1 protein-coding gene is annotated in these 292 nt (G+C 71.9%); it reads right to left on the reverse strand.

Features of this window, described 5'->3' with window-relative positions:
* Positions 1–292: DAK2 domain-containing protein (locus tag FLQ44_RS08285; RefSeq protein WP_147693977.1), on the reverse strand; the 292-nt coding region annotated here is incomplete at both ends.

Consider the following 292-nt stretch of genomic DNA (forward strand, 5'->3'; position numbering starts at 1 on the left):
GGCCCTCAGCGAAGGCACGGATCACACTCAGGATGGTGCCCTCGCGCGGTTCGGACAGCGCCTTGCGCGCAGCGTCTGCGCCGGCAGCCGCCGCCTCCGCCAGCTCCGCCGGCTGCAGCACCTCTGCGTCCGCGACGCGCTCCGACACCCCGGACAGGAACTGCGCGAGGATGGCGCCGGAATTGCCGCGCGCACCATCGACCGCATCATCTGCGACCGAGCGCAGCAGGCGCCCAAGCGAAGGGGTGCGGCGGCTGAGGCTGCCGCAGAGGACGCTGTTCAGGGTGAAAGC

It is taken from the genome of Vogesella mureinivorans, from assembly GCF_007644035.1.
GTDB classification, from domain to species: Bacteria; Pseudomonadota; Gammaproteobacteria; order Burkholderiales; family Chromobacteriaceae; genus Vogesella; species Vogesella mureinivorans.